This window comes from Haloleucobacter albus, from assembly GCF_052492075.1.
Map to the genome: position 1 here is coordinate 59008 of NZ_JBQWAS010000017.1, position 21341 is coordinate 80348.

General features: G+C 61.4%; 21 protein-coding genes and 1 pseudogene. 14 read left to right on the top strand and 8 right to left on the bottom strand.

What is annotated here, in order from left to right; translation table 11 throughout:
• Positions 1-241 precede the first annotated feature (241 nt).
• From ACT6QH_RS02690 to ACT6QH_RS02710, 5 genes are all read left to right on the top strand, one after another.
• Positions 242-946, top strand: a complete 705-nt coding sequence (locus tag ACT6QH_RS02690) for a DUF1013 domain-containing protein (protein ID WP_444973269.1) — start codon at positions 242-244, stop codon at positions 944-946.
• Between the two features lie 247 nt (positions 947-1193).
• A complete protein-coding gene (locus tag ACT6QH_RS02695; protein WP_444973270.1) occupies positions 1194-2258 on the top strand; it encodes a TIM44-like domain-containing protein in 1065 nt (354 codons plus the stop codon).
• Positions 2259-2571: 313 nt separating this feature from the next.
• A complete protein-coding gene (locus tag ACT6QH_RS02700) occupies positions 2572-3537 on the top strand; it encodes an ABC transporter ATP-binding protein (RefSeq protein WP_444973271.1) in 966 nt (321 codons plus the stop codon).
• Positions 3534-4295, top strand: a complete 762-nt coding sequence (locus ACT6QH_RS02705; RefSeq protein WP_444973272.1) for an ABC transporter permease — start codon at positions 3534-3536, stop codon at positions 4293-4295. Before ACT6QH_RS02700 ends, ACT6QH_RS02705 begins: the two co-directional genes overlap by 4 nt.
• A gap of 17 nt (positions 4296-4312) precedes the next feature.
• Positions 4313-4777: a carboxymuconolactone decarboxylase family protein gene (locus ACT6QH_RS02710; protein ID WP_444973273.1), complete on the top strand. Its 465-nt coding sequence runs from the start codon at positions 4313-4315 to the stop codon at positions 4775-4777.
• A gap of 60 nt (positions 4778-4837) precedes the next feature.
• Here the strand turns inward: ACT6QH_RS02710 and ACT6QH_RS02715 are convergent, their stop codons facing one another.
• A complete protein-coding gene (locus ACT6QH_RS02715) occupies positions 4838-5458 on the bottom strand; it encodes an SAM-dependent methyltransferase (RefSeq protein WP_444973274.1) in 621 nt (206 codons plus the stop codon).
• 208 nt (positions 5459-5666) lie between these two features.
• Between ACT6QH_RS02715 and ACT6QH_RS02720 the strand changes: the two genes are divergently transcribed.
• Positions 5667-5894 (top strand): hypothetical protein, encoded by a 228-nt coding sequence (locus ACT6QH_RS02720; protein ID WP_444973275.1) that lies wholly within the window; start codon positions 5667-5669, stop codon positions 5892-5894.
• Between the two features lie 22 nt (positions 5895-5916).
• Here ACT6QH_RS02720 and ACT6QH_RS02725 read toward each other — a convergent pair whose 3' ends face one another.
• A complete protein-coding gene (locus ACT6QH_RS02725) occupies positions 5917-6783 on the bottom strand; it encodes an outer membrane protein (RefSeq protein WP_444973276.1) in 867 nt (288 codons plus the stop codon).
• A gap of 291 nt (positions 6784-7074) precedes the next feature.
• On the opposite strand from ACT6QH_RS02725, the gene ACT6QH_RS02730 reads away from it, so the two are divergent.
• Positions 7075-7932 (top strand): AEC family transporter, encoded by an 858-nt coding sequence (locus tag ACT6QH_RS02730; RefSeq protein ID WP_444973277.1) that lies wholly within the window; start codon positions 7075-7077, stop codon positions 7930-7932.
• A gap of 80 nt (positions 7933-8012) precedes the next feature.
• On the opposite strand, the gene glmM is transcribed toward ACT6QH_RS02730, so the two are convergent.
• Complete coding sequence (gene glmM / locus ACT6QH_RS02735; protein WP_444973278.1) at positions 8013-9356, bottom strand: phosphoglucosamine mutase; 1344 nt, start codon at positions 9354-9356, stop codon at positions 8013-8015.
• Between the two features lie 145 nt (positions 9357-9501).
• Positions 9502-10635 carry a linear amide C-N hydrolase gene (locus tag ACT6QH_RS02740; protein WP_444973279.1) on the bottom strand — a complete coding sequence of 378 codons (1134 nt, stop codon included), beginning with the start codon at positions 10633-10635 and terminating at the stop codon, positions 9502-9504.
• A gap of 296 nt (positions 10636-10931) precedes the next feature.
• Here ACT6QH_RS02740 and ACT6QH_RS02745 point away from each other — a divergent pair, with 296 nt between their 5' ends.
• Together ACT6QH_RS02745 and ACT6QH_RS02750 are read left to right on the top strand one after the other, a co-directional pair.
• The gene (locus ACT6QH_RS02745) at positions 10932-11933 is read left to right on the top strand and encodes an adenosine kinase (RefSeq protein WP_444973280.1); all 1002 of its coding nucleotides are present in this window, start codon (positions 10932-10934) and stop codon (positions 11931-11933) included.
• Positions 11930-13351 (top strand): ATP-dependent DNA helicase, encoded by a 1422-nt coding sequence (locus tag ACT6QH_RS02750; protein WP_444973281.1) that lies wholly within the window; start codon positions 11930-11932, stop codon positions 13349-13351. Before ACT6QH_RS02745 ends, ACT6QH_RS02750 begins: the two co-directional genes overlap by 4 nt.
• Positions 13352-13657: 306 nt before the next feature.
• On the opposite strand, the pseudogene ACT6QH_RS02755 reads toward ACT6QH_RS02750, so the two are convergent.
• The 4 genes and pseudogenes from ACT6QH_RS02755 to ACT6QH_RS02770 form a co-directional block, all read right to left on the bottom strand.
• Positions 13658-14212: pseudogene (locus ACT6QH_RS02755) on the bottom strand (CRISPR-associated helicase/endonuclease Cas3); the annotation flags it as partial.
• A 7-nt stretch (positions 14213-14219) separates the two neighbouring features.
• Positions 14220-14864, bottom strand: coding sequence for a CRISPR-associated endonuclease Cas3'' (locus tag ACT6QH_RS02760; protein ID WP_444973282.1), 645 nt, complete (start codon positions 14862-14864; stop codon positions 14220-14222).
• Positions 14865-15028: 164 nt separating this feature from the next.
• Positions 15029-15925 carry a branched-chain amino acid aminotransferase gene (locus ACT6QH_RS02765; RefSeq protein ID WP_444973283.1) on the bottom strand — a complete coding sequence of 299 codons (897 nt, stop codon included), beginning with the start codon at positions 15923-15925 and terminating at the stop codon, positions 15029-15031.
• A 174-nt stretch (positions 15926-16099) separates the two neighbouring features.
• On the bottom strand, positions 16100-16360 hold the full coding sequence (locus ACT6QH_RS02770) for a hypothetical protein (protein ID WP_444973284.1): 261 nt from the start codon (positions 16358-16360) through the stop codon (positions 16100-16102).
• A gap of 6 nt (positions 16361-16366) precedes the next feature.
• Between ACT6QH_RS02770 and ACT6QH_RS02775 the strand changes: the two genes are divergently transcribed.
• The 5 genes from ACT6QH_RS02775 to ACT6QH_RS02795 form a co-directional block, all read left to right on the top strand.
• Entirely contained in the window at positions 16367-16729 is a 363-nt protein-coding gene (locus ACT6QH_RS02775) for a MarR family winged helix-turn-helix transcriptional regulator (RefSeq protein ID WP_444973285.1), read from the top strand.
• A gap of 114 nt (positions 16730-16843) precedes the next feature.
• A complete protein-coding gene (locus ACT6QH_RS02780; RefSeq protein WP_444973286.1) occupies positions 16844-17557 on the top strand; it encodes a response regulator in 714 nt (237 codons plus the stop codon).
• 29 nt (positions 17558-17586) lie between these two features.
• Entirely contained in the window at positions 17587-18954 is a 1368-nt protein-coding gene (locus ACT6QH_RS02785) for an ATP-binding protein (RefSeq protein WP_444973294.1), read from the top strand.
• Positions 18955-19019: 65 nt separating this feature from the next.
• Complete coding sequence (locus tag ACT6QH_RS02790) at positions 19020-19793, top strand: gamma-glutamyl-gamma-aminobutyrate hydrolase family protein (RefSeq protein WP_444973287.1); 774 nt, start codon at positions 19020-19022, stop codon at positions 19791-19793.
• A gap of 131 nt (positions 19794-19924) precedes the next feature.
• A partial coding sequence (locus tag ACT6QH_RS02795; RefSeq protein ID WP_444973288.1) for a DUF3300 domain-containing protein occupies positions 19925-21341 on the top strand: 1417 nt, incomplete at its 3' end.

The following is a 21341-nucleotide window of genomic DNA, read 5'->3' on the forward strand; positions in this document are numbered from 1 at the left end:
TGTCAAGCCACGGGCTCTTGCGGCGGGGTGGCGACGGATCGGACAAGAGGGATATGCCAAGTAAGATGACATGGTAAGATTGCATGTGACAGCATCCGGGATTATGCTGGTTCTATCCCGGACATCGCGATGTGTTGCGCGGGCCGCCTCCCGGAAGGAGGCGACGCAGCGAACTCGCATATCTCAATGACGCCCAACATCAGTGATGTGGCGTTTCCTTCAACAAGCCTCAGAGGCCGACATGTCGAATACACCCCTGATGCCCAAGGCCACCGCTGTCTGGCTGGTGGACAATACGGCTCTCACATTCGAGCAGATCGGTGAATTCTGCAAGCTGCACCCGCTGGAGGTGAAGGGCATTGCGGATGGTGAAGTGGCGCAGGGCATCAAGGGGCTGGACCCCATCGCCTCCGGCCAGCTCTCCCGTGATGAAATCACTCTGGCCGAGAAGAATGCCGGCCGCAAGCTGAAGCTGCTGGAGCCGAAGGTACGCCTGCCGGAGCAGAAAAAGCGTCGCGGCCCGCGCTATACGCCCGTCTCCCGCCGGCAGGATCGGCCCAACGCCATTTTGTGGCTGCTGCGCAACCATCCGGAACTGAAGGATGCGCAGATCATCCGTCTGGTGGGCACCACCAAGAATACCATCGAATCCATCCGTGAGCGGACCCACTGGAATTCTGCCCAGCTTTCCCCGATGGACCCGGTGACGCTGGGGCTGTGCAGCCAGATTGATCTTGATCTTGAAGTGCAGCGCGCCGCCAAGGACCGGCCGGCCGCGCTGGCGGAAGAAGATCGCGGTGGCACGCTGCTCTCTGCTGATGTCACGACCCATGACGAGACGGATCACGATATGGACCGCCGTCCGGGCCGTGAATCCCTGGATCTGGAAACCGTCTTTGCCAAGCTGGGCGGCTCTCGCAAGAATGAGAGCGAAGACGAGGAGTGAGCGGATTGCTGCGATGTGATGCGCAGAGTTGAAGCTTATTCCGCGCCTCAGGCGCTTTATGACGGGCACCTTCGGGTGCCCGTTTGCATGATGGGCCAGTTTTGTGCGTATGCAGAAGGGTATCGGTCGGCTTTGGGCATTTTGGCCTCGCAATCGCCAGAGTGATGCGCCATAAAACGATGCGTTGCCGTAAGGTCATGGTCTCGGGCAGAGCTTTGCGCCGCTCCGGGCTGATGTGGAGGAGAGTATGGGACGCAGCAGGTGGTTTCTGGCGATGTTCGCCATTGTCAGCGCGGTGATGCTGGTCGGTGTTGACCATGCGGAGGCGCGACGTGGCGGCTCATTTGGAAGCCGTGGCGCCCGTACTTTTCAGGCTCCGCGCACAACGCCGACCGCGCCGCAGAATGTGGCTCCGGTTCAGCGCAGCACCACGCAGCAGCCGGGCATGCAGAGCCAGCAGAACCGGGCCGCAGGTGCGCGCCAGGCGGGCCGCTCCTCCATGTTTGGTGGTGGCCTCATGGGCGGGCTGATGCGGGGCATGCTGATTGGCGGCCTGATTGGCCTGCTGATGGGGCAGGGCCTTGGCGGGCTGGCCGGTCTGTTCGGCCTTTTGGTGCAGGGTCTGCTGATCGCGCTGGTGGTGATGCTGGTGATGCGCTTTTTGCGTCGTCCGCAGCCTGCGGCGGCGGGTGGCCGGCCTTCAGGCATGGCGCGTGCGGCCGGAGGGGATGCTTCCGGCGGAATGGGCACTGGAGCAGGCTCTGGTCTTGGTTCCGCTCTTGGCGGGCTGGGGCGCCGTCCGGGCCATGGCATGGGAGCCGGTTTGGGAGCCGGTTTGGGATCGGGTCTTGGTACTGGTGCGTCCGGGGCTTCCGCCGCGCCGCGTCGCAACCCCGCCCAGCCGGATGAAATCGGCCTGTCGGGTGGAGATTTCGATCAGTTCGAGAAACTGCTCGCCACCATTCTTACGGCCTTCGGGCGGGAAGATCAGGGCGCGCTTCGCGAGCACACCACGGATGAGGTCTTCTCGTATTTCTCGGATGAGATGCGGCAGAATGCCGAGCAGGGCCATCGCAATGTGGTGTCTGATGTGAAGCTGTTGCAGGGTGACCTTTCGGAAGCCTGGCGTGAGGATGGGCGCGAATACGCCACTGTGGCCATGCGTTTTGCCAGCTTTGACCGGATGGTGGATCGCAACAGCGGTGCTTACATCTCCGGCGATCAGGATCAGCCGGGTGAAAGTACAGAGCTGTGGACCTTCGTGCGGGAGAATCGCGGCCCCTGGAAACTCAGCGCCATTCAGGGTGCGTGATGGTTGCCTGAACCGGGTTCTCCTTGAAAGACAGAAAGCCCCTGCTTGTGCGGGGGCTTTTTTATGTGTTGCTCATTGGGGTCGGGCTTGTATGGCGGTATTATAGTGCGTGTATCCTGCTATAATGTCACGCGAATGCGGCGAGTGTTGTTCTGGCTTTCCGGTTTTTGTGGGGTTTCAGGTAAAGGGGGTCGGCAGACTGTGGCGTTTGGTGATGATCGGTGGCGTTTTCTCCGGGGTGGAATCTGCCCTATAAGGCTCGCCCAGAAGTCGCAGTCTTTCTGCGCACCACACTCCTTGCCGGAGGGCTTTCATGCACCCAGACGCTGCCCCGCCGGAGTGCGAAACGGTTCTGTCCGTTCGCAATCTGTCAAAGACCTACAAGACAGGTCACCATGCCCTGAAGGGCGTCAATCTGGATATTCGCCGCGGAGAAATTTTCGCGCTGCTCGGTCCTAATGGGGCAGGCAAGACCACGCTGATTTCCATTATATGCGGGCTGGTGAATGCCAGCGGTGGCACGGTGAGCGTAGCGGGTCACGATACGGTCAAGGCCTATCGCGCCGCTCGCAGCCGCATTGGCCTTGTGCCGCAGGAACTGACCACGGACGCATTTGAAACCGTGTGGGCGACCACCAGTTTTTCACGCGGCCTGTTCGGTAAAAGCCCGAACCCGGCCCATATCGAAAAAGTGCTGCGGGCGCTTTCTTTGTGGGAGAAGAGGGATGCGCGCATCCGCACGCTCTCCGGCGGCATGAAGCGGCGTGTGCTGATTGCCAAGGCGCTGGCCCATGAGCCGGAGGTGCTGTTCCTCGATGAGCCCTCTGCCGGCGTGGATGTGGAACTGCGCCGCGATATGTGGGAGCTGGTGCGCAAGCTGCGCGAGGCGGGCACCACCATTATTCTCACCACCCATTATATCGAAGAGGCCGAGGAAATGGCTGATCGGGTGGGGGTCATCAGCCAGGGTGAACTCATTCTGGTCGAGGACAAGGTGGAGCTGATGCGCAAGATGGGCCAGAAGCGCCTGTCGGTGGAGCTTTCCGAGCCTTTGGCGGAGCTGCCGGCCACGCTGGCGGCCCATGGCATGGTGCTGGAGGAAGGCGGGCGCGCCTTGTCCTATGTCTATGATACACGCCAGGCGGAAGGTTCGCCGGGGGCGGCGCTTGCTGCGCTTCTGGCCACCCTTTCCGCAGAGGGCATCGCCTTCGACGACCTGCACACAGAGCAGAGTTCGCTTGAAGATATTTTCGTGAGTCTGGTGAGGCCCGCGTCGTGAATCTTTATGCTATTGCAGCCATTTACCGTTTCGAGATGGCGCGCGCCCTGCGCACGGTGGGCCAGAGCATTATCTCGCCTGTGCTCTCTACTGCGTTGTATTTCGTGGTGTTCGGCTCAGCCATTGGCGGGCGTATGCAGGATATTGAAGGCGTGCCCTATGGTGCCTTCATTGTGCCCGGCCTGATGATGATGACGCTGCTGACCCAGTCCATCGCCAACGCCTCTTTCGCCATCTATTTCCCGCGTTTCAGCGGCACCATTTATGAGGTGCTCTCCGCGCCGGTCTCTCCGTTCGAGATTGTGGCCGGCTATGTGGGGGCAGCGGCGACGAAATCCGTGGTGGTGGGGCTCATCATTCTGGGCACGGCTTCATTGTTCGTGCCGTTGCAGATCCTGCATCCGGCCTTCATGCTGGGCTTTCTGGTGCTGACAGCGGTGACATTCGCGCTGTTCGGCTTCATCCTCGGCATTTGGGCTGATGGGTTTGAACGTCTGCAAGTGGTGCCGATGCTGGTGGTCATGCCGCTGACATTTCTGGGTGGCACCTTCTATTCCATCGACATGCTGCCGCCGGTGTGGCGCACCATCTCGCTGTTCAATCCGGTGGTTTATCTGGTGTCGGGCTTCCGGTGGAGCTTCTTCGGCACGTCCGACATTTCCATGGGCGTCAGCTTCGGCATGACGCTGGTCTTCCTCGTCGTTTGCCTCGGCATTGTGTCGTGGATCTTCCGTACCGGCTACCGGCTCAAAAGCTGACGCCGCAGGAGTGCATCATGTCTGAATCTGAGATTTTCGAACTGCCGACCTACAAGGAATTTGTGGAGGGTGCGCCCGAGGTCTACGCCAGCCTTGCCGGGCTGACAAAGGCGGTGGACGCTACCGGCCTCGACAAGGCGCTGACTGAACTGGTGAAGGTGCGCGTCTCGCAGATCAATGGCTGCGTCTTCTGCCTCAAATTCCATCTGGATATGGCCCGCAAGGCTGGCGTGCCGCAGGACAAGCTGGATCTGCTCTCCGTCTGGCCGGAAATCAGCCTGTTTTCAGAGCGCGAGCAGGCGGCTCTGGCTTATGCGGAAGGGCTGACCGTACTGGAAGGTGAACTGGCCCCGGAAGAAGACTGGGAGGCCCTGCGCGAGCTTTTCTCTCAGGAAGAGGCGGTGCATCTCACGGTGGCTATCGCCACCATCAATGCCTGGAACCGGATCGGCATCGGCTTCAATTTTGCGCCGCCGGTGTGAATGAAAAAGGCCCTCCCGGCGGGAGGGCCTTTTGTTTGGGCAAGGCGCAGATCTGGTTGCTCAGGCGGCAGGTTTGCGCGCCACAAGGTCAATCAATGCAGAAGGGCCCTTATGCGCGGTGCCTTCTGCGATGTTTGCCTCATAGCTTTCCAGCTTCAGAAATTCGAAGCCGTTGAATGCCTCGTGCAGCAGGTCTTCCGTGTAGAGATTTTCCACGGCGGAGGGGCCGCCCGTGCCGAGCTCTACCTGTCTGGGGCTGTATCCTTCCAGCAGAAGCAGGCCGCCGGGCCTAAGGGATTTGCGGATCTGTGAGAACATCTGGCTGCGCTGGTCTGGTGGCAGAAACTGGATGAAAATACCGACGATCACATCATAGGTGGCTTCCGGCCAGAGCCATGTGACAAGATCGACCTGTTCAAGCTCCAGCATCACGTCGCGCGCTTCTGCCAGTTTGCGGGCCTTTTCCAGCGCCACCACGGAACTGTCCACAGAATGGACATCCAGCCCCTGTTCGGCCAGCCATATCCCGTTGCGTCCCTCGCCATCGGCGATGGCGAGCGTGCGTCCACCGGCCTGCCCATAGGGCTTCAGCCATTCGGCCTGCCGGGCCAGAAAGGCATTCGGCTCCGTGCCAAACAGATAATCATCGCGCCTGTAGCGCTCATCCCAGAACTGGCTCATGGCGTGAAATCCTGTCATGCGGGGTGGCGAGCATATGGGTCCGGCCGGGGCCCATCTCACCATGGCACAGACATAGTGCCAAGAATGCCTCGCGCCAACGGGGCTGCGACGATGACACGCTGGGGATGTTGATCGAAGTCAAGCTTCCCATCGGGAATGAAAGATATAGAATGATAATGATATCAGGCTATCTGGGGAATCGGACATCATGCTGAAGCTCGCGGCTCTTATCTGGGCCATTTTGTCAGTCACGTTTGCGGGCATCCTGATCATGGTCGTGCTGTTGGTGCCGAGCCTGAATGCCTTTCAGGATATGCGGGCGATTCCGATTGCAGCGGCGGTTGGGGCTCTTCTTGCGGTGCCGGCTTCACTTTTTGTCGCCAAGCGCATCCTGGCGCTGACAGCGCCGCGGAACGTGCAGGAAACGAAGAACTGAGTTCTTCATTCTACCCGTCTTCTCAGTCACCAAACTGGTAACGCAGGGCGATCCGCACTTCGTGCGCGCCCAGCGTGTCTATGCTGGCAGGCCGCCCAATATTGGTGGCCGGCCAGAGAGAATGCCGCATGGCGGTGAAAGCCGGATCGCCAAAAGAGGGCGAGCCAAGGCTGATATAGCGGTAGCCAAAATCCACAGCCCATTGTGAATTGACCGCATAGGATACGCCCCCCGCGAGAGACCAGGCAAAGTGCGTCTTCTGGCCGCCCATGGCCTGCCAGGGTGGGCTTTCCAGTGTGGTTGTGGCCACGCCAATGCCGCCGCCCACATAGGGGGTGAAATTGGCGATGGTAATGATATCCCAGTAAATATTGCCCAGAAATACGGTGGCGTCGGTGTGGTGCCGGCCTGCGGGCGCCCAAGGTGCGCCGGAATTGCCGAGATCCAGATAATCCACGCTGGCCTCTGCACGCAGCCAATCTGTGAGCCGATAGCCAATAGCGCCGCCGACAGACCAGCCTGATGCCGACGCTCCGCGCGCAACATCAGCGCCATTCACCTTCAGGCTATCGGCCTGTGGCGCAACAAAGCCGGCACTTGCGCGCAGATACCACTTGCCCGGCGTGGCGGGGCTGGCTTCTTCCATATCCAGCTTGGGCGGGGGCAGGGTGAAATCTCCCTCCTGACCCAGCAGGACAGGCTGCTCTTCATCTTTGTCGTCGAGAGAGGGGGGCGGCAGAGAAAACCCATCATCCTCTCCCAACAGGCGGGCGAATTCATCTTCCGCCAGAAGAGGGGATGAAAGGGAGCACACCATGCTCGCGGCCAGCAGGCTGACCTTCAGGCCGTTCTTACGCCACATCACACAACCCAATGTCGTCTCGCTCATTGAGGGGATGTTCGCAGGGAAGGTTTAAGGGGCACTTAACCCTGACAACAGGTAAAGCACCCCTGTGTGTTTTCACCGCTTGTGAACTGTCTGATGAAAAAAGCTGTGGCATTAATTTACCGCAGCGCTCTTGCCCGCCTGTTGCGACGGTATCATTCTGCATGAAAGCAGATGGACGGACGGCGTTTTTCATGATGTAGGAAAGGGAAAATGTGCGGGAGGGGCTGCTGGGCAGCTTCACAGAGGTTCATGCTTTCAGAGATTTTTGCACGCGTTGCCTTTCTGGTTGCAATGTCATGCACCGGATATGTGGTGGGCCGTCTTCTGCGCCTTGGCACGCGGGATCTGTCCGCGCTGCTGATTTACATCATCGCGCCGGTGGTGGTTTTCATCACGGTTGTGGAATCCCCGGCGGACTGGACCTATTTCGCCTTTTCCATCGCCAGTTTTCTTACAGCTTCAACAGCGGCCATACTGGCTTATTCGTTGGGAAAATGGCTGTGGGGCGATGCGCGCGCCAATCTTTACGGCTTTGCCGGAGGGGATGGAAACACCGGCTATTTCGGCCTGCCCATCGCCTTTGCCCTGTTCAACCCGGAACAGGTGGCCATGGCCGTGTTCATCATGATCGGGGTGAACGTCTACACCTTCACGGTGGGGTATTTCATCTCGGCAAAGGGAGTGATGGATACGCGCCAGAGCCTGCGGGGCATTGTGCGCATGCCGTTGCTGTATGCCGCCCTTTTGGGGGTGGCGTGCAAGACATTCGATATCACCATCAGCCCTGATATTCTGACCAGCCTTGATAATTTCAAGGGGGCTTTCAGTATTCTGGGCATGATGATGATTGGTATTTCGCTTGCCACATTCAAGAAATTGGAAGTGGACTGGACATTCCTGCTCTGGAGCCTGGGCTGGAAGCACATCATCTATCCGGGGCTGGGCGTGGCCTTCTTCGCCTTTGTCGTGCCTGTGCCGCCGGAACTGCTGGTGATTATCGTGCTGATGCTGTCGACACCCATGGCCAGCAATACGGTGGTTATCGCCAGCCATCTGGGTGTGCACCCGGAACGGGCCGCCCTTGCGGTGATGACCAGCACGCTGGTGGCGGCCATCACCGTGCCACTCACCATCATGTGGCTGGGATAAGACGTCCTGAAATGGCATGGGCCAGAAGGAGAGGGGGGCCCTCTCCGCCTGTTCCAGCTCTGGCCCGCTGGGAAGAAACCTCAGGCAGAAACCCGCTGGAGGGATTCCACGACCTCATCCACGGCGGTTTCCACCAGGTCGCGGTCTTCGCCTTCTCCCATCACGCGGATGACTGGCTCTGTGCCGGAGCGGCGGATCAGCAGGCGGCCCTGATTGCCCAGCATCTGTTCCATGCTGGTGATGGTGTGCTGCACCTTTTCGTCATCCAGTGGCATCACCGTGCCATAGCGCACATTCTTCAGAATCTGCGGCATGGGGTCGAAGCGGTGGCACACCTCGGAAACCGGCTTCTGCTGGCGGGCCACCACGGCCAGAACCTGTAGGGCCGCCACCAGCCCGTCCCCGGTGGTGGAGAAATCGGAAAGGATGATGTGGCCGGATTGCTCGCCGCCCACATTGTAGCCGCCGCTCTTCATGCGCTCCAGCACATAGCGGTCGCCCACGGCGGTGCGCTCCAGCGTCATGCCCTGTGCGCCCAGATAACGCTCCAGCCCCAGATTGGACATGACAGTGGCCACCAAGCCCCCGCCAGCCAGACGGCCCTGACTCTTGAAGCTTTCGGCCACCACGGCCATGAGCTGGTCGCCATCCACCACATGGCCCTTTTCATCCACCAGAATGACGCGGTCGGCGTCGCCATCCAGCGCGATGCCAATATCGGCCCGCACTTCACGCACCTTGGCGCTCAGCGCTTCCGGGGAGGTGGAGCCGACCTTCTGGTTGATATTGGTACCATCCGGCTCGACGCCGATGGCGACAACTTCCGCGCCCAGTTCCCACAGGGCTTCGGGGGCCACGCGATAGCCTGCGCCATGCGCGCAATCCACCACAACGCGCATGCCATCGAAGGACTGGTCGCGCGGAAGTGTGCCCTTGGCATATTCGATATAGCGCGCATGCACGCCTTCAAGGCGCTTGGCGCGGCCAATCTTGGAGGGTGGGGCCAAGCGCCGGGAGAGGTTCTGGTCGATCAGATCCTCAATCTCATGCTCAACCTCGTCAGAGAGCTTGAAGCCATCCGGCCCGAACAGCTTGATGCCATTATCGGCATAAGGATTGTGCGAGGCGGAGATCATGACGCCAAGATCAGCACGCATGGAACGGGTCAGCATGGCCACGGCCGGCGTGGGCATGGGGCCCAGCAGCAGCACATCCAGCCCAACCGAGGTGAATCCGGCCACCAGTGCATTTTCAATCATGTAGCCGGAAAGGCGTGTATCCTTGCCAATCACCACCCGGTGGCGATGTTCGCCGCGCTGGAAGGTCAGGCCCGCAGCCATGCCGACGCGCAGGGCGATATCCGCAGTGAGAGTGGCATTGGCGCGGCCGCGCACACCGTCGGTTCCAAAATATTTCCGCGTCATGCGTCCTCAGATCTCTGCATTGGCGCGCGGCTGGTCGCCGCGCGCCTGATTTCAGCTGTCCCTATGACAGACAGATCCCGGCAGTTGGAGTCACATCACGTAACCAAGTTTCACAGATGTGTGCCCACACGCCGGTTGATGCGGATCAGTGCCCCACAGGAATGGGGGTTCCCGGCTGTTCAATGGGATAGGTGGAGATGCTGTCCGCATCCAGATTCACCTTGTGGATATCCATCACCCGCTGGGCGGCATTCTGGTAGGTGTTGAAATAATAGAGGCCGCCCTTGATATCGGCGTAAACGGTCCATTCCGTCATTTCATCGCCAGCCACACCGCCGCCAGCCGCTGAATGCGCTGTTGTTACCACGGAGCCGGGCGGGATATCGAAATTGTTCATGATGTGGGAGACCGTCAGCACGCCTTCCTCACGGGTCGCCGGAGCGGGAGCTGTCTGCGAGTAGATGAAGGCCCGCACAAAGCGCGACGGAGAAAGAATATCACCGGGAATGCCATGCAGTCCCGCCCCGGTGGAGGGGGCGGAGATGGTGAGGCCGTCAAAGGTGAAGGGGGAGGGCTCTTTCGGGCTCAGATTGATATACTGGCCGAGATTGGCGATATGCCAGTCAAAGGCGGGGGCATTGGTGAGCACGCCGGTGGGGTTGTCGTGCATGTGCAGCTCGCCGCCAATATACTGCACCACAAGGCTGGCGCCGGTAGCGTCATGCAGGGTCATATGCAGGGGCACAGCGCTTTTGAAGACGGACTGCTCGGCGCGGTTGACCTTGATCTTCGGCAGGTTCGCCTTCACCTCTTCAACCGTCGCGAAGGAGGTGAGCACATAGGTGAGCAACTCCCAGGAGGCGATGGAGTTCTTGGCTTCGTTCGGTGCAACTTCCTGGAACTCAGCCAGATCGGGCAGATAGAGCAGGCCGCCTGTCAGGCCCTTTTCGTTCATCCCGTCCACAAAGCGCTGCATGCCCAGGGCATTGAGGCCGACCACGCCATATTTGGCAGTCCAGCTTTTGCCAGTGCCGGCCTTGCTGTCCGGCCCGGTGGCCACAAGGGCGGTTTTGCGGGGCATGACCATGGCTTCAGAATCCAGCGGCAGGCTGAACTCCATGGTGCGGCCATAGATGGCGTCACCATCTTTCGTCTTGACCAGAAGGGACGTGCAGGCCGAGGCGGCCAGAGGCTGCGCCAGCAGGGCAAGCCCCGCCACGCCAGAGGCCAGAAGGCGCAGGGAAAGACGCATTGCTCGGTTCGACTGGAGTTTTGCCATGATGTCCTCTTCGCGGATGCGCTCCACGCAGACGCCTGCTTTGCGAGGGCTTGCTGAAGCCCTCCTCACGCGTCCCGCAGAGACCTGTTCATCAATTGCCAATCGCAGGCAAGGCATATGCAGGCGAAAGACGATGTACCCTGACTGCCTTGATTTATAACCCTGATTTCACCTTCAGATGTGACGCGTCCAAGGCGTCGGGGCAAATAATTTACCAGAAGGTTAAGGGTGCGGACATTGCATCCGCCCATATGGGGATGCTACCGCTCGCGCGGTCTTTATCTGGAGAAAGCCTCGTGTCCGCTCCCAAACTCGATGTTCTGGCCATTGGCAATGCCATTGTGGATGTGCTTGCGCGCGCCGAAGATGATTTTCTGGCCAATCACGGCATGAACAAGGGCGGCATGGCGCTCATTGATGAAAGCCAGGCCGAGGCCATTTACGGCGCCATGGGGCCGGGCACCGAGATTTCCGGTGGCTCGGCCGCCAATACGGCTGTGGGCATCGCCACGCTGGGCGGGCGTGCCGGCTTCATCGGCAAGGTGCGAGAAGATGCGCTGGGGGCGGTGTTTGGCCATGATATTCGCGCTGCCGGTGTCACCTATTCCACCCCGGCTGCGCAGGCGGGGGCCGCCACTGCCCGCTGTCTCATTCTGGTGACGCCCGATGGTGAGCGCACCATGAACACCTTCCTCGGCGCGGCGCAGGATCTGACCAGCACCGATATTGATGAAGAGCTGGTGCGCAGCGCTGCCGTCACCTATCTGGAAGGCTATCTGTGGGATCCACCGGCCGCGAAGGAGGCTTTCCTCACCGCTGCGAAGGTCGCCCATCAGGCGCATCGCAAGGTGGCACTGACCCTTTCGGATGCCTTCTGCGTGGATCGCTACCGGGCGGAGTTCCACAAGCTCATTCATTCCGGCACAGTGGATCTGGTGTTCTGTAATGAGGTCGAGCTGAAATCTCTCTACGAAACCGCCGATTATGACACCGCCCTCGACAAGCTGAAGCAGGATGCGAAGGAAGCGGTGGTGACCCGTTCCGAGCAGGGTGCCAGCTTCATTTCGGCCGAAGGCGTGGTGCGTGTGCCGGCCTATCCGGTGGAGCGGGTGGTGGATACCACCGGCGCGGGCGACCTGTTCGCGGCGGGCTTCCTCACCGGCTACACCAAGGGGCTGGAGCCGACGGATTGCCTGCATCTGGGGGCCATGGCGGCAGGTGAGATCATCTGCCAGCTGGGCGCGCGCCCGCAGCGCAATCTGCTGGATCTGGCCCGCGAGAATGGCCTGCTTTCGTGAGCGGGGCCTTGCCGCCCGTGACGGCGGGAGATGCGCAGGCGGGGGAGGATGCCTCCGCTCGCGCGCTTGCGGCCATCAAGGCGCGTGCGCCTTTGCTGATGGTGCTCGGGGGCGCCGGCACGGGCAAGACCACCTTTTTGCAGCGGCTGCGGCGTGAAGGGGGCGGCCGGCAGGTGTTTCTGGCTCCCACTGGCGTGGCCGCGCTTCAGGTGGGTGGGCAGACCATCCATTCCTTCTTCGGCATTCCGCCACGCCTGATGAACCCGGATGAGGTGCGCCCGCGCGTGCAGGTGCGCCGCCTTCTGAAAAAGCTGGACCGGGTGGTGATTGATGAAATCTCCATGGTGCGGGCTGATCTGCTCGATGCCGTGGATATTTCGCTGCGCATTGCCCGCGATAATCCGGCCCCGTTTGGCGGGGTGCAGATGGTTCTGGTGGGGGATTTTCTGCAACTGCCGCCGGTGGTGCCGATGGCCGAGCAGGAAATGCTGGAGCGCATGGGCTATGAGGGGCCGTTCGCCTTTCATGCCAAGGCGCTGCGCGGGGCTTTTCAGGGTGCGCTGCGCGAGGCGCTGGGGCAGGGCGCACATGGTTGGCAGAGCTGGGATGGCGCTCAGGCCAGTATGGATAGCCTGGTGCCCATGGGCGAGGTGCCGTTGACACGGGTGCCCTTCCGCACCGTTCATCGTCAGACGGATCGCGCTTTCATTGATACGCTGGACGCCATTCGTCGCGGACGACATCTGCGTGAGGCGCTGGGCGTGTTGAACGAGGCCTGCGTGCGCCCGCACCGGCCGGGCGTGTTGCCAGTTCTGCTCACCCCCACCAATGCGCGCGCGGATGCCTATAATGCCCGTGGCCTTGCTGCATTGGATGAAGATGGCTGTGCCTTTGACGGCGATCTTGAAGGCGAGTTCGGCCTGGAGGGAGATCGCCTGCCGGTTCCCGAAAGGCTGGTGCTGAAGCGCGGGGCGCGTGTCATGGCCCTGCGCAATGATCCGGCTCGCCGCTGGGTAAATGGCTCTGTGGGAACGGTTGTGAGCATGGATGCCGACAGCGCCCGTGTGAAGCTGGATGATGGACCCACGGTGGATATGGAATCCTTCACCTGGGAGCGTGTGCGCTATGGGTGGGATGAGAATACCGGGCGCATCGAGGCCAAGGTGGTGGGCACCTATACCCAGCTTCCTTTGGCTTATGCCTGGGCGCTGACCATGCACAAGGCGCAGGGGCTGACGCTGGAAGATGTGCGCATTGATTTCGGTTCAGGCGCCTTTGCTCCCGGACAAGCCTATGTGGCGCTTTCCCGCGCCCGTTCTCTGGCTGGCCTGTCCCTTGTGCGCGCCATTCGCCCCACGGATATCCGGGTGGACCGCCGGGTTGCGATCTTCGTAGGGGCATTCGAGGCGGAAGAGTGAACCAGGGGCGGATGTGCCGCCTCTGGTCATTTTTGTATTGGCCCTTGTATGGGGGCGGCCCTTGCCGATGACAAGGCCCTGATCCCACGCGGCGAGTTCCGCGATCAGTTCTTCATCGCTGAGCGGGGTGGGGCGCATCTCCAGAGTGACGCGGCGCAAGGCGGCATCCAGCCGTTCCGGGTCCGGCGCCAGTTCATGCACGTTTTCGGGGGCGAACCCGCCTTCAAAGCGAGGGGCCACAAGGGCAGGCTGGGTGGCGGTGCACAGCACGATGGTGCAGCCATAATTCAGCGCCAGCTCATCCAGCATGGCCACGCAGGGGCGCAGCACATGGGGCGGCATGATCTGCGCCTCATCCAGAATGATGACGCTGTTGGCAATATTGTGCAGCTTGCGGCAACGCGAGGGGCGATGCGCAAACAGGCTTTCAAAAAACTGCACCGAAGTGGTGACAATCACCGGCGCATCCCAGTTTTCCATCGCCAGACGCTGTTTGGCTTCCAGCATCTGGGCGCGGGTGGGGGCATGCTGCTCATCTTCCAGCCCCACCGGCTCAATGGCGGAGTGGTGCTCCAGAACCATCTCCTCTCCCAGAACATCGCGGAAAATTTCAGCGGTCTGCTCGATGATGGAGGTGAAGGGAATGCCGTAAATGATGCGTGAGTGGCCTTGGGCCTGTGCATGTTCCAGCGCGAAGGCCAGAGAGGCCAGTGTCTTGCCGCCGCCGGTGGGGACATCCAGCGTGAAAATGCCTTTGGGCATGTGCGCCTGCCCACGCACATGGATCAGGATTTCTTGTCGCAACTGGTTCAGCGGATGGCTGCGGCGCTCTTCCGGCAGGGCCGAAAGTTTGGCGGCCATATAGGTGTCAAAGGCCCGTATGAGGTGGGGCAGATGCGCTTGCAGGGCCGGCCATTCCCTGTCTGCGGGCAGGGGCCGATGCTGCGCATAAAAGGCTTCTGTTTCCAGAAAATCTGCATCCACAAGAGCTGAGAAGATAAAGCGCCCCAATATGCTGAGCTGAAATGGGCATAGTGCCCCCCTTGAGGCGCAGGGCTGGTGGCAGCAGGCCGGAAGCATCAGGCTGCACCTCCTCCCGCCAGATGTCATGCAAGGGCTCTATCGGGTAGCTTTCTTCCAGCCGGGAGGAGAGAGTGGCGTTTCCGCCCGAGAAATTGGGCAGGCCGGCATGGTGGCCGGCAATGGCATAGGCGACAAGCTGGGCCATCAGCCTGTCGCCTGCTGTCTCTCCCAGCCTGTAAGCCTGTTGCGCGCCTGTCGTGGAATGATCCACCCCAAGGCCCCGGCCCTGAATATAGCGCTGAAAGGCCAGTGAATATTTGCCGCGATCATGCATCCTCCCGGCAAGGGTCGCGGCCTTCTCCGCTCCAAAGGAGCGGGCGAGCTGGCTGGCGTGGGTGGCGACACAGGCCAGATGCTCCGGCAGGGGTTCCCAGTCTGATCTGTCTTGCCGCTCCGTCGAATGGGCGAAGAAAAAGTGCTTCTGCGGCATGAGAGCACTGTCCGGCGGTGGCGGGAAATCCAGCCTCTCATAACAGCCGGTGAAATGCGTCTTCAAGTTGTATGCGTCGGAAGGGCGGTGACGAAAAAAGCCCTTCCCGCGCAGGCGGAAAGGGCATCATGTTCAGGCGTGAAGGCTGGCTCAGGCCGCTTTCTTCAGGCCGCTTTCTTCTTGGGCTGCACTTCCGCCGTATAGGCATCCATCAGCGCATGGGTGACGGCGGCCGGCTTGAAGGTCCAGTCTGCAATCGAGCCCACCGGGGTCACTTCGGCGGCGGTGCCGGTCACGAAGCATTCGGAGAAGCCTTCCAGCTCCTCGGGCTTGATGTGACGCTCGATCACTTCCAGCCCCTGACGCTTGGCCAGATCAATCACCGTCTGGCGGGTGATGCCGTTCAGGAAGCAATCCGGGGTGGGGGTGTGGATCGCGCCATCCTTCACGAAGAAGATGTTCGCGCCAGTGCACTCGGCCACATAGCCGCGATAATCCAGCATCATCGCATCAGCAAAGCCATGGCGCTCGGCGCGGTGCTTGGAGATGGTGCAGATCATGTACAGGCCGGCCGCCTTGGCGCGACAGGGAATGGTGGCCGGGTCCGGGCGGCGATACTCCGCCAGATCAAGGCGCAGGCCCTTTTCACGCTGTTCAGGGTCGAAATAGCTCGGCCAGGGCCACACGGCGACGGCAAGATGGATGGAGTTATTCTGCGCGGCCACACCCATGGCCTCGCTGCCGCGCCACGCGACAGGGCGCACATAGGCATCCACCAGCTCGTTCTTTTCGAGCGTGGCCTTCTTGATCTCCATGATCTGCTCGGCCGAATAGGGGATTTCAAAATCCAGATATTCGGCGGATTTGCGCAGACGCTCGGCATGTTCCTGAGATTTGAAGATCTCGCCGCCATAGGCGCGCTCACCTTCAAACACGGTGCTGGCATAGTGCAGGCCGTGAGAAAGCACGTGGAGCTTGGCGTCCCGCCACGGCACGAATTCGCCGTCATACCAGATCCAGCCGTCGCGCTGGTCAAAAGGGAGGCCGCCGGGTGCACTCATGATCGTTCTCCGTTCCAGATCCGCGTTCCTCGCGCGGAAACCCCTCTGCGCACCGGCTTTCTTTCCGGGCTGCATGGGGATAACTTTACGCCAGCGTCGCAGGCTGGCAACGTCGCGAAATGAAATGTCCTTCGCACTTGCGTTATAGATAGATCGTTTCGTGAAGTTGTCCTTTTAAGTAATGAATGCACTGAAAAAGTCAATATGGCTGACATAAATTCTGCTGCCGTGATGGCCCCTGGCGGGAGGCCTTCTCCTGAGGGCGTTTCCTCCGCTGCGCCGTGTGAAGATACGCGCGAAGACGCGCCGTTTCTGGATCTGATCGAGCTTCTCTTTTTCGCCTATCGTGATTTCGTGGGTGATCCAGACGAAATTTTGGCGCCCATAGGTTTTGGGCGTGCCCATCACCGCATCATTCATTTCGTGAATCGCCATCCGGGAATGCGAGTCGCGGATCTGCTGGATATTCTGCAAATCACGAAACAAAGCCTGGGGCGTGTGCTGCGGGAGCTGGTGCAGGAAGGTTTTGTGGAAAGCCGGGCCGGTGAGTCTGACCGGCGACAGCGCCTGTTGTATCCCACGGCGAAGGCCGAGCAGTTGGCGCGCGATTTCGTCGGTATCCAGAACAACCGCATTGCGCGGGCGCTGGAGGCTTGCGGGCCGGATAGCCGGGAAACCGTGCGCCTGTTCCTGCTGAACATGATTGACCCGGAAGACAGGGAAACCGTGGAGCGGTTGATCCAGCGGGCTGATCGGGTGCGCCAGGCCCGTGCCGCGCGTGCACATGCAGGCCCAGGAAAATAAAGGCGCGCCGGCGGGGCTCGGCAAGCATGGAAACTCCATATATTCTGCGCTGCAATGCAAGCTGGCTGCGGCCCTGGTGCCGGCAGGTTCCGATGATTTGCGGAGAGAGGTGGAATGACAGGAATGCCCGCGCAGCCGGTGGTGCTGGCCGATGATGTGCCGCACCTGCTGGTGGTGGATGATGACAGCCGCATTCGCACGCTGTTGCAACGTCTGCTGGTCAGCAATGGCTATCGCGTCACCACGGCAGGTTCGGCTGCCGAGGCGCGCAGCCGGCTGGAGGGGTTGACCTTTGATCTGCTGGTTCTGGATGTGATGATGCCGGGAGAGACCGGGCTGGAACTGGCCCGCTCTCTGCGTGAAACATCTGCCGTGCCGATTCTCATGCTCACAGCACGCGCCGATACGGAAGACCGTATCACCGGCCTTGAAGCCGGGGTGGATGATTATCTGGCTAAGCCCTTCGAGCCGCGCGAATTGCTGCTGCGCATCGGCTCCATTCTCAAACGCGCGCTGCCGCCGCCGCAAAAGGCTATTGAACTGGTGCGCTTCGGCGAGTTCAGCTTCCATCTGGAACGGGGTGAATTGCTCCGGGATGGTGAGATCGTCCATATTACCGAGCGCGAGCGTGAAATGTTGCGTACGCTGGCGGAAGAGCCGGGTGAAACCGTGCCGCGTCTGGCGCTGGCTGGCGGCGGAGCAACCAGCGAGCGTGCCGTGGATGTGCAGGTGAACCGCCTGCGTCGCAAGCTGGAGAGAGATCCGGCCAACCCCATTTATCTGCAAACCGTGCGCGGTATTGGATATCGTCTGGTGGTGAGCCCTTGAGCGGCCATGCAACTGCGGCCCGGAGGGCGCTGGAGGCCCTGAAGCGGGTTGCCCATGCTCTGGAAAAGGCCAACAGCCGGTTCGGGGCGTGGTTCAACCGGGTGACACCCAAGGGGCTTTATCCGCGCTCTCTGCTCATCATCATCACGCCCATGGTGCTGCTGCAATCCGTGGTCGCCTTTGTGTTCATGGAGCGCCACTATAATGTGGTGACCCGTCGCCTGTCCGCCGCAGTCAGTCAGGATATCGCCGCTGTTGTGGCACTGTATCCGCAATTGCCGGACGGGAAAGATCATGCCGCCCTGCGCAACCTGGCGTGGCAGGCACTGCAACTGAATGTCACCGTGCTGCCGCCAGGGCCTCTGCCGCCAGCCGGGCCCAAGCCTTTCTTCTCGGTGCTGGACAGTGCGCTTTCGCGAGAAATCGCGTTGCGGCTGAAACAGCCCTTCTGGGTGGATACGGTGGGGCGCTCCAACCTCATTGAGGTGCGGGTGAAGATGCCGGATGCGGTGCTGCGTATCTTCGCCCAGCGTGGCACGGCCTATGCCTCCAACTCCCATATCTTCCTGCTGTGGATGGTGGGTACATCTCTGGTGCTGCTGGCGGTGGCCATATTATTTCTGCGCAACCAGATCCGTCCGATCGAGAATCTGGCCGATGCGGCGGAAGCCTTCGGCAAGGGGCGGGATGTGGAGAATTTTCGCCCCCGTGGCGCCCGTGAAGTGCGGCGGGCCGCTGTGGCCTTTCTGGAAATGAAACGGCGTATCGAGCGGCAGATGGAACAGCGCACCGCCATGCTGGCTGGTGTGTCGCACGATATGCGCACCATCCTCACCCGCTTCAAGCTGGAACTGGCCTTCATGCCGGAGGGGGCGGATACCGAGGCCCTCAAGCGTGATGTGGATGAGTTGCAGGGCATGCTTGAGGCCTATCTCGCCTTCGCCCGCGGCGACACCGGAGAACAGACCGCACTGGTGGATATGTCCCAGATGGTCGAGGAGCTGCGTGAAAATGCCGAGCGTGATGGCGCAATCGCCACGGGCAGCTTCATGGGGCCGCCACTGGTTGAGGTGAAGGGCGAGCAGATCAAGCGCTGCATCGCCAATCTGGTGAACAATGCCGTGCGCCATGCCAAAAGGGTGGAGATCAGCGGGGCGCGGGATGCCCGCTGGCTGATCGTGCATGTGGATGATGATGGGCCGGGCATTCCCGAAGACAAGCGCGATGATGTCTTCCGGCCCTTCCTGCGGCTGGATGACGCCCGTAATCAGGATAAGGGGGGTTCTGGCCTCGGCCTGTCCATTGCCCGCGATATTGCCCGCATCCATGGCGGGGATGTCACGCTGGCTGAAAGCCCGCTGGGCGGCTTGCGTGCCACGGTGCGCGTGCCGGTATGAGAACGGCCAGTGTGAGAGCTGGGTGCAAACCGGAACATGAACGGCGAGAATGAAGGGTGGGGCAGATGAAGCCGCTGGTGGCCGTTATCGGGGACAGGACGGAATCGGGTGAGCTGACCGAAGGCGGCGAACTGCCGGCCTTTGCGGTGGGGGAGAAATATGCACGGGCCGTGCATGATTTCGCCGGTTGCCTGCCCATGCTGGCCTTGCCCGTACTGGCCTTGAGTGATCTGGATGAGCTGTTGGCACGGTGCGATGGTGTCTTCTTCACTGGCAGCCCTTCCAATGTGCATCCGCGCCACTGGAACGGGCCGGCTGATACGCCTGGCCCTTTTGATGAGATGCGGGATGATTTTGCGCTGGAGATGGTGCGCAGGGTGGTGGCGCAGCGTGTGCCGGCCCTTTTTATCTGCCGTGGTTTTCAGGAGATGAATGTGGCGCTGGGTGGCAGCTTGCTGCCGGAAATCACGCGGGTGCAAGGGCGCATGCGCCATCACGCACCCGAACAGGCCCCGCTGGCCCAGCGCTATGGCCCCCTGCATGACGTGACATTGCGGGAAGGCTCCCCGCTGGAACAGGTTTTCGGCTCCAGCCGGTTCAGGGTGAATTCGCTGCATTATCAGGGGCTGGATCAGATCGCCCCGACATTGCGGGTGGAAGCCAGCGCCGATGATGGCACGCCGGAAGCGGTGATGCTGCCGGAGCACCCCTTCGCCGTGGGGGTGCAGTGGCACCCGGAGTTCCGGCCGGATCTGTACCCGCTGCATGCACGCCTTCTGGCCGCGTTTGGTAAGGCCGCCCGGCAGCACGCGCAGGCTCGCAGTATCTCTACATCGTGACGTATTTTTATGCTGTTTCTGGAGCATTGGGCCGGTGAGTGGCACAGCTCTGCTTGCACAAGCTGAAAAAAGGGTATCGAATTCCTGAACCGGGTCGGCTCATCTGGGCCGGAACCATTCGGGAGATGAAGATGGCCGCGCCATCCAATATGCAAACAGTCTCCATGAACGGAGATCGGACGAGGAGACGTCGCACTCTGGCTGAACGTCTGGGGGGCGGCTGGTCCAGCCTTGCCGTGGCAGCCGTGTTTGGCTGGTCCACCCTGATGGGGCCTGCCGTGCTGAAACCGGCCATGGCGCAAACCCCGCCGGCGGGAACAGGCGCAAGCGTCCCTTCCGCGACCGGAAATGATGCCGGTGCACAGGGCTGGTCTGCGGGCCATGCGGGGGCAGGCACGCAGATGCCTCCTGTTGGGCCAGCCATGAGCCCGGATATGCTGGCGCCAGCCGCCGCCCCGATGGCTGCGCCACCGGCGGGCCAGCGGAGTGGGCTGCCAGTCGCGCCGGATCAGCCGGCCCAGCAAGGGCCGCTCTATAGCATGACAGATCTAGAATATCTGCTGGGGCCGGTTGCGCTTTACCCGGACCCCCTTCTGGCTGTTCTTTTTCCTGCCGCAGCGTTCCCGGAACAGCTGGTGGAGGCGGACAAGTGGATCAAGGCGCATCCTGAAGCGGTGAAGAAGCAGGATTTCTCCGCTGTGGACCAGATGGGGTGGGATGCGAATGTGAAGGCGCTGGCCCGTTTCCCCGATGTGGTGGAGATGCTGGCCTCCAATATGGAGTGGGCGGAAACGCTGGGTTATGCCTTCGTGACCCAGCCGGATGATGTTTCTGCTGCCATTCAGTTGCTGCGCGCCAAGGCGCAGGAGGTGGGCAACCTCAAGACAACGCCGCAACAGGTGGTGACAACCCGCGAAAACAATGGGCAGAGCACCATCTATATCACGCCGGCCAATCCCGAGCGGATTTATGTGCCGAGCTATGATTCTTCCTCCGTGTTCAACACTCTGGCTGCGGGCGCGCTCTTGTTTGGCGGCGCGGCGCTGGTGGGTTCCGTATGGAATAACAGGTGGGGGTGGAACAATCGCCGGTGGAACTCCATCTGGGTGCCGCCTCCGCCAGCATGGCGGCCGCCGCCGCATTGGCGTCCCGGTGGGCGGCCGCCGGCATGGGGGCCCGGTCCATGGCGTCCGCACCGCCCGCCGAACTGGCGTCCCGGTGGGCCCGGTGGACGGCCCGGTGGACCATTCCCGCCCGGAATGCGGCCTCCTCCGCCACGTCCCGGTGTGCCGCCGGGACGTCCTCCGGGTATGAGGCCGGGCGGGCCGGGTATGCCGGGAGTGATGCCGATGCCTCCGGGTATGGGTCCGAACCGTCCTGGTGGTCCGGGTGGTCCCGGCCGTCCTCCGGGCATGGGTCCGAACCGTCCTGGTGGTCCGGGTGGTCCCGGCCGTCCTCCGGGCATGGGTCCGAACCGTCCTGGTGGTCCGGGTGGTCCCGGCCGTCCTCCGGGTATGGGTCCGAACCGTCCTGGTGGTCCGGGTGGTC